We start from the raw sequence: 3,931 nt of genomic DNA, 5'->3' as shown, positions 1-3,931 counted from the left end.
ACGCGATAGGAGCGGAAAAGCATCAGCGCGCGGATCGAATCGAGCACCGCGCGGCGCGTCGCCTCGGGGTCCGCCGCGGCCGCGCCGGGCTTGGCCGGCTTGGCGGCGGGCTTCTCGGGCTCGGGGCCGAAGGCGCCGCGCACCCGCGGGGCCCAGGAGGCGCCGGAGGCATCCGTCAGCACCGCCCGCGCTTCATCGTTCAGGGCGGCGAACAGCTCGGCCATCGAGGGGTCGACGCTGTCCGGCTTCTCGGCCCAGCGGGCATAGAGGTCCGCGAGATAGGCGGCGTTCGCGCCGGACATCGCGGTTGCGAGGACGTCCACTCCAGCCATCGTTCTTCTCCGTCCCGGCGGTTGTCCCGCCGGGTCACCCTTCCTCAGTTCCTGACGCGGATCGACGCCGCACCCCAGGCCAGGATGCGGCGGCGACTCTTACCATAGTCGTTATGGCCGCCCGGTGGCAGGAAATTGGCCCCCCGGGCGGGGTCCCTCAGCCCTTCAGCGCCTTCACCATGGTCGAGCCGAGCGCCGAGGGGCTGTCCGCCACATGGATGCCGGCCGACTTCATGGCCTCCATCTTGGCTTCCGCCGTGTCCTTGCCGCCCGAGATGACGGCGCCGGCATGGCCCATCCGCCGGCCCGGGGGGGCGGTGGCGCCTGCGATGAAGCCGACCACCGGCTTGTTCGGCTTGCCGGGGCCGAAGTTCTCGCGCTTGAGGAAGTCGGCGCCGATCATCTCGGACTGGCCGCCGATCTCGCCAATCATGACGATCGACTTGGTCTCCTCGTCCTTGAGGAACAGTTCCAGCACGTCGATGAAGTCCATCCCCTTCACCGGGTCGCCGCCGATGCCGACGCAGGAGGACTGGCCGAGGCCGGCGGCGGAGGTCTGCGCCACCGCCTCATAGGTCAGGGTGCCGGAGCGGGAGACGACGCCGACCGACCCGCGCTTGTGGATGTGGCCGGGCATGATGCCGATCTTGCACTCGCCTGGCGTGATGACGCCCGGGCAGTTCGGCCCGACCAGCGTGGTCCTGGACCCCGACAGGGCGCGCTTGACCTTCACCATGTCGAGCACCGGGATGCCCTCGGTGATGCAGATGACGAGCGGGACCTCGGCGTCGATCGCCTCGAGGATCGCATCCGCCGCGAAGGGGGCGGGGACATAGATCACCGATGCATTCGCCTGCGTCTTCGCCACGCACTCGGCCACCGTGTCGAAGACCGGCAGGTTGAGTTCCGGGTGCATCGTGCCGCCCTTGCCGGGCGTCGTGCCGCCGACATAGGTGCTGCCATAGGCGATGCCCTGGCTGGCGTGGAAGGTGCCCTGGGCCCCGGTGAAGCCCTGGGTCATGACGCGGGTGTTCTTGTCGACCAGAACGGCCATGGCGTTAGGCTCCCTTGACCGCGGCGACAACCTTCTGCGCGGCGTCGGCGAGGTTGTCCGCGGGAATGATCGCAAGGCCGCTCTCGGCCAGGATCTTCTTGCCGAGGTCCACATTCGTGCCCTCGAGGCGCACCACGAGCGGCACCTTGAGGTGCAGCGTCTTGGTCGCGGCGACGATGCCTTCGGCGATCATGTCGCACTTGGCGATGCCGCCGAAGATGTTGACCAGGATGGCCTTCACGTTCGGGTCGGAGGTGATGATGCGGAACGCCTCGGTCACCCGCGCCGCGTTCGCCGTGCCGCCGACATCGAGGAAGTTGGCCGGCGAGGAGCCGTACAGCTTGATGATGTCCATGGTCGCCATGGCCAGGCCCGCGCCGTTCACCATGCAGCCGATCTCGCCGTCGAGCGCGACGTAGTTCAGGTCGTGCTTGCCGGCGTCGAGTTCCTTCGGGTCCATCTCGGACTCGTCGCGCAGCGCCTCCAACTCCTTGTGGCGGAACAGCGCGCTGTCGTCGAAGGACACCTTGGCATCGAGGGCGACGATCTCGCCCGCCCCGGTGACGACGAGCGGGTTGATCTCGACGATCATGCAGTCGAGCTCGACGAAGGCGCCGTAGAGCGCCGTGACGAACTTCGTGAAGGCGGCGACCTGCTTGCCTTCCAGCCCGAGCCCGAAGGCGAGCTTGCGGCAATGGAAGCCGGAAATGCCCGCGGCCGGGTCGATCGCGACCTTCAGGATCTTCTCGGGGTGGTTCTCGGCCACCTCCTCGATCTCCATCCCACCTTCGGTGGAGGCCATGACCGTCAGGCGCGATGTGGCGCGGTCCACCAGCAGGCCGAGATACAGCTCCCGCTTGATGTCGCAGCCATCCTCGACATAGACGCGGGAGACGACCTTGCCGTGCTCGCCCGTCTGCTTGGTGACGAGCGTCTTGCCGATCATGGCTTCGGCGGCGGTGCGGACATCGTCCACCGACTTGACGACGCGCACGCCGCCCTTGCCGTTCGGATCTTCCTTGAAGCGGCCCGCGCCGCGCCCGCCAGCATGGATCTGCGACTTCACCACATAGACGGGGCCGGGCAGCGCCTTGGCCGCGGCCGCCGCTTCCTCGGGCGTCCAGGCGACATGGCCGTCGAGCACGGCGACGCCGTAGCGGCGCAGCAGCTCCTTCGCCTGGTATTCGTGGATGTTCATGCGCGGAATGTCCCTTGCGGCGGGGGGCAAAGACGGGGGGGCAAAGAAAAGGCCCGGCGTCGCCGCCGGGCCCGGGTGGGTCAGCCCACCAGCTTCCTGGACGCTTCGATCAGTTCGCGGACGGCGCCGCAGGACTTGTCGAAGGCGGCCTTCTCGGCGGCGTTCAGCTCGATCTCGACGATGCGCTCGACGCCGCCCGCGCCGATCACCACCGGCACGCCGACATACAGCCCGTCGATGCCGTACTGCCCGGTCAGCCAGGCGGCGCAGGGCAGGACGCGCTTCTTGTCCTTGAGGTAGCTCTCGGCCATCGCGATCGCGGATGCCGCGGGCGCGTAGAAGGCGGAGCCCTTCTCGAGCAGCTTCACGATCTCCCCGCCCCCGTTCGCGGTGCGGTTGCAGATCGCGTCCACCTTCTCCTGCGTCGTCCAGCCCATCTTGACCAGGTCCGGCACCGGGATGCCGGCGACGGTCGAATAGCGCGTCAGCGGCACCATCGTGTCGCCATGGCCACCCAGCACGAAGGCCGTCACGTCCTCGACGCTCACGTTGAATTCCTGCGCGAGGAACAGGCGGAAGCGCGCGCTGTCCAGCACGCCGGCCATGCCGACGACCTTGTTCGCCGGCAGTCCCGACTTCTCCCGGAACACCCACACCATCGCATCGAGCGGGTTGGTGATGACGATGACGAAGGCGTTCGGGCAATGCGTCTTCACGCCCTCGGCCACCTGGGCGATGACGCCGGCGTTCTTGGACACCAGGTCGTCGCGGCTCATGCCCGGCATGCGCGGGAAGCCGGCGGTGATGATGACGACGTCGGAGCCCGCGATCGCGCTGTAGTCGCCCGTGCCCGACATTGCGGAATCGAAGCCGTCCACCGGCCCGGACTGCATGATGTCGAGCGCCTTGCCGGCGGCCACACCGGGGAAGACGTCGAACATCACGACGTCGCCGAGCTCCTTGAGCCCGATCAGGTGGGCGAGCGTGCCGCCGATGTTGCCGGCGCCGATCAGCGCGATCTTCTTGCGGGCCATGGTGCTTCCTCAGGTGGTGCAGCGCAAAAGCGCCGCTACCTAGCCCGAGGTCCGCGGCCGGGCAAGGCGGGGCCCCTTACAGGGGCATGCAGCGGACGATGTCCGAATGCCCGGTGGCCAGCGTCGCGAGCGTGCCGGTCGGGCAGCTCGCCGCCTGGGCGTTGGTCGCGGGGGCGAGGCCCCCCTGCCAGGAGACGGTGCGGGTGCGCGCGCCGGCGTTGCGGCCGCCGCGGCTGTTCGCCGCGACCTGCTGGCGGCCCGTCGCTCGGTATGCCGCCTGCCGGTTCGGCGCCGTGCCGCGGGTTGCGGCCTG

At 69.0% G+C, this 3,931-nt stretch carries 5 protein-coding genes; all 5 read right to left on the bottom strand.

Translation table 11 applies throughout. The features are described 5' to 3' along the window. A partial coding sequence (locus tag HW577_RS22185; protein ID WP_408639548.1) for a 2-oxoglutarate dehydrogenase E1 subunit family protein occupies positions 1-332 on the bottom strand: 332 nt, incomplete at its 3' end. Positions 333-489: 157 nt separating this feature from the next. Beyond that, positions 490-1,386 carry a succinate--CoA ligase subunit alpha gene (gene sucD / locus HW577_RS22180; protein WP_198378291.1) on the bottom strand — a complete coding sequence of 299 codons (897 nt, stop codon included), beginning with the start codon at positions 1,384-1,386 and terminating at the stop codon, positions 490-492. 4 nt (positions 1,387-1,390) lie between these two features. Continuing rightward, positions 1,391-2,584, bottom strand: a complete 1,194-nt coding sequence (gene sucC, locus HW577_RS22175; protein ID WP_198378290.1) for an ADP-forming succinate--CoA ligase subunit beta — start codon at positions 2,582-2,584, stop codon at positions 1,391-1,393. A gap of 80 nt (positions 2,585-2,664) precedes the next feature. After that, the gene (gene mdh, locus HW577_RS22170; RefSeq protein ID WP_198378289.1) at positions 2,665-3,618 is read right to left on the bottom strand and encodes a malate dehydrogenase; all 954 of its coding nucleotides are present in this window, start codon (positions 3,616-3,618) and stop codon (positions 2,665-2,667) included. 76 nt (positions 3,619-3,694) lie between these two features. Then, positions 3,695-3,931: hypothetical protein (locus HW577_RS22165; RefSeq protein ID WP_198378288.1), on the bottom strand; the 237-nt coding region annotated here is incomplete at its 5' end.

Origin of the sequence: Neoroseomonas rubea (assembly GCF_016106015.1) — a bacterium.
Classification (GTDB): Bacteria; Pseudomonadota; Alphaproteobacteria; order Acetobacterales; family Acetobacteraceae; genus Neoroseomonas; species Neoroseomonas rubea.
This window is presented reverse-complemented; position numbering and strand designations above follow the sequence as displayed.

What these genes read in the sequence shown, in the direction of transcription:
- sucC (WP_198378290.1), bottom strand. Translation starts at nt 2,584, where the DNA reads ATGAACATCCACGAATACCAGGCGAAGGAGCTGCTGCGCCGCTACGGC.
- sucD (WP_198378291.1), bottom strand. Translation starts at nt 1,386, where the DNA reads ATGGCCGTTCTGGTCGACAAGAACACCCGCGTCATGACCCAGGGCTTC.
- mdh (WP_198378289.1), bottom strand. Translation starts at nt 3,618, where the DNA reads ATGGCCCGCAAGAAGATCGCGCTGATCGGCGCCGGCAACATCGGCGGC.